This window comes from Elstera litoralis (genome assembly GCF_000963705.1).
In the GTDB taxonomy this organism is placed as follows: domain Bacteria; phylum Pseudomonadota; class Alphaproteobacteria; order Elsterales; family Elsteraceae; genus Elstera; species Elstera litoralis.
Genome location: NZ_LAJY01000268.1, coordinates 1 through 3,511 on the forward strand (window position 1 = coordinate 1; position 3,511 = coordinate 3,511).

5 protein-coding genes are annotated in these 3,511 nt (G+C 57.0%); all 5 read left to right on the plus strand.

Translation table 11 applies throughout. The features are described 5' to 3' along the window. The coding region (locus tag VZ95_RS10990) for a phasin family protein (protein WP_052711681.1) at window positions 1-572 on the plus strand (572 nt) is incomplete at its 5' end. 120 nt (window positions 573-692) lie between these two features. Continuing rightward, a complete protein-coding gene (locus VZ95_RS10995; RefSeq protein WP_045775879.1) occupies window positions 693-1,106 on the plus strand; it encodes a MerR family transcriptional regulator in 414 nt (137 codons plus the stop codon). A 79-nt stretch (window positions 1,107-1,185) separates the two neighbouring features. After that, the gene (locus tag VZ95_RS11000; protein ID WP_052711682.1) at window positions 1,186-1,641 is read left to right on the plus strand and encodes a PaaI family thioesterase; all 456 of its coding nucleotides are present in this window, start codon (window positions 1,186-1,188) and stop codon (window positions 1,639-1,641) included. 16 nt (window positions 1,642-1,657) lie between these two features. Next, the gene (locus tag VZ95_RS11005) at window positions 1,658-2,827 is read left to right on the plus strand and encodes an isovaleryl-CoA dehydrogenase (protein WP_045775880.1); all 1,170 of its coding nucleotides are present in this window, start codon (window positions 1,658-1,660) and stop codon (window positions 2,825-2,827) included. Window positions 2,828-2,937: 110 nt separating this feature from the next. Beyond that, the coding region (locus VZ95_RS24075; RefSeq protein ID WP_198148239.1) for a DUF2971 domain-containing protein at window positions 2,938-3,511 on the plus strand (574 nt) is incomplete at its 3' end.

The window sequence follows — 3,511 nt, forward strand, 5'->3', positions numbered from 1 at the left end:
CCGAGGTCGTGGTTGCCGAGCCTGCGGTTGCGGTGCCGGTCGCGCCTGAAACGGTTCCCCCGGCCCCTGAACCCGAGGTGGCCCCCGCGATCACCTCAGACCCTTTCCCTAATTTCAAACAAGGACACAGCATCATGGCCACTGCCGAACAGACTTTCGCGACTGCCAAAGAACAATTCGAAAAATTCAGCAAGGGCTTCCTCAGCAGCTTCGGTAGCGGCTTTGGTGGCTTTGGCGATTTCGCGTCGGTCGGCCGGGATAATGTGGAAGCCTTCGTGAAGGCCTCGACGATTTTCGTCAAAGGCACCGAAGAAATCACCAAGTCGGTCGCCGCCCTGACCCAGTCGCAAGTGGAAGCCTCGCTGGCCACCACGAAGGCGCTGATGGGCGTCACCAACTTCAAGCAGGCCATCGAACTGCAAAACGAAGCCGCCAAGACCAGCTTCGATAAGCTCGTGTCCGAAGGCAATAAGATCACCGAACTGTCGATGAAGGTCGCCAACGAAGCCATCGAGCCGATCCAGGCCCGCGTGACCTTGGCCGTCGAAAAGATCATGAAGCCCGCTGCCTAAGCGCTTCACGCTCTGATGAAAACCCGGCGGGGGCCTCCCTCGCCGGGTTTTTTTATGTCAAAAGTGCGGCTATGCGCTTGCCTAACTTTACGCCACGGGAAACTTCGGTATGCTGCCCCCATGAGCAGCAGCTATTCCATCGCGCAACTGACCGCCGAGTTCGACATCACCCCTAGGGCCATTCGATTCTATGAGGATCGGGGCCTGATAACCCCGCGCCGCAATGGCAACCGCCGGGTCTATTCCCCGCGCGACCGGGTGCGGCTCAAACTTATCCTGCGCGGCAAGCGGCTGGGCCTATCGCTCGACGAAATCCGCGAAATCATCGACATGTATGATAACGAGACCGACGCGGGGGAAGCCCAGCGCGCGCAGCTCGATCTGCTGCTCGATAAAATCCGTAAACGCCGCCAAACCCTCATGGCGCAAAAGCAGGATATCGATGTGCTGCTGGATTTCATGGACCGGGTGGAGGCCGATTGCACGGAGGCCTTGATTGCGCTGGGCGATGGTGGCAAGCTCTCCGTAAAGTGACGCGCGCGTAAAGTTTTGGCGGACCAAACCGCCGAACAAAGCTGAAAAGCCGCCGCGTCTTCCGGGGAAGGAAAAGACGATGGCGGAAAGTTTTGCGCTCACGACCGACAGCGATGCAGCCGTGCTGGCTCATCTGACCGAGGTGCTGGCCAGTCAAAGCTTTACCCAATCGATGGGCGTGAGCATCCTCTGGGCCACGCGCGGCGAATGTGCCCTGGTGCTGCCGTCTCGGCCCGATCTCTGCCAGCAAGACGGTTTCTTCCACGGCGGCGCGGTGTCGGCCTTTGTCGATGTCTCGGGCGGTTACGCCGCCTGGTCGGTGGCGGAACCGGGGCATAATGTGCTGACCGTCGAATATAAAACCAATTTCCTCAAGCCTGCCTTGGGCTCCCGCCTCATCGGCCACGGCAAGGTGAAACGCGCCGGGCGCAGCCTGACCGTCACCGAGGTCGATATTTACGGCGAGCGCAATGGCGCGCTGAGCCTCTGCGCCTGCGCGTTGCAAACCCTGATGAATCTGGCCCCCACGGCCTAACGAAGCGAGCCCGACCATGCCGAATGATTTTCCGTCGCTGAATTTCGCCCTTGGGGAAGATTTGGATATGCTGCGCGACAGCGTGCGCAGCTTCGCGGCTGACCGCATCGCCCCCATCGCCGCCGAAACCGACCTGAAGAACGAATTCCCCAACCACCTGTGGCGGGAAATGGGCGATCTCGGCATTCTCGGCGTCACCGTGCCCGAAGAATATGGCGGCGCGGGCATGGGCTATCTGGCGCATGCGGTGGCGATGGAAGAGGTTAGCCGGGCCTCGGCCTCCATCGGCCTGTCCTACGGCGCGCACTCGAACCTCTGCGTCAATCAGCTCAAGCTGAACGGCAGTGACGCGCAAAAGCGCCGCTACCTGCCGAAACTCATCTCCGGCGAGCATATCGGCGCGCTCGCCATGTCCGAACCCGGCGCGGGGTCGGACGTCGTCTCCATGCGCCTGCGCGCCGATAAAAAGGGCGACCGCTACATCCTCAACGGCAACAAAATGTGGATCACCAACGGGCCGGACGCCGACACCCTCGTCGTCTACGCCAAAACCGATCCCGACGCCGGGCCGCGCGGCATGACCGCCTTTATCGTGGAAAAAACCTTCAAAGGCTTCCGCACCGCCCAAAAGCTCGACAAGCTCGGCATGCGCGGCTCCAATACCTGCGAACTCGTTTTTGAAGACTGCGAAGTCCCGGAAGAAAACGTGCTGAACGCCGTCGGGCGCGGCGTGAACGTGCTGATGAGCGGGCTCGATTTCGAGCGCGTCGTGCTCGCCGCCGGTCCCATCGGCATTATGCAAGCCTGCCTGGACGTGGTGATCCCCTACCTGCACGACCGCCACCAGTTCGGCCAGCCCATCGGCGAGTTCCAACTGATGCAAGGCAAGCTCGCCGATATGTATGTGACCCTCAACGCCAGTAGAGCCTACGTCTACGCCGTGGCCGCCGCCTGCGACCGCGGCACCGTCACCCGCAAAGACGCCGCCGGCTGCATCCTCTATGCCGCCGAAAAAGCCACCTGGATGGCGCTCGAAGCCATCCAATGCCTCGGCGGCAACGGCTACATCAACGAATACCCCACCGGCCGATTGCTCCGCGACGCGAAACTCTATGAAATCGGCGCAGGCACCAGCGAGATTCGCCGCTGGCTGATCGGGCGGGAATTGTTCGCGGAGACGAAGTAGCGCGGTCGGGCAGGGGCTTCGCGGGGCGCTGCCCCGCACCCCGCCAGGGGGAGGCCTCCCCCTGGACCGTGGGAATGATATCAATTTCTGTTTTGCTGGGGCGGAACAAAATGCTGGAACCCGAATATAAAAACCTATCCACTTTTGAGTCTTATTTTAAGAAACCGTACTTTCCAGGGGAAAAAGAAATTCCCACTTTGGTTCATTATACTACATTGGATTCTTTGCTTGGGATTGTTGGGAAGCAGAAGTTTTGGGCTACTCACATTTCTTATATGAATGACCCTCATGACGGTTATGAATTATATTCATTCGTAATGTTAATTATAAGAGAGCACTTATTGTCTGCAAATTATGGAGAAAAAATCTCCACTCTAGATAATCTGTACGGTCAGGGGGTTTATATAGATCCGAATTTTTTTTCTGATTATGAAAAACTGTCTATTGATATAGATGAAAATGAATTTCTTTTCGATATATACGTGACGATGATATCTATAAGACAGGCAAGAGATTGTTTTGGCGATAAAAAACTAAATAAATTTTTGATCTCGTTCTCAAAATATCATGAAGACAATCATATTGATAGATGGCGTACGTATGCTAATGATGCAACCGGATTCCGTTTGGAATTTGATTTCTCTGCATTCAAAAAATCCGTCCTTAAATGTTTTAATGCTCCCG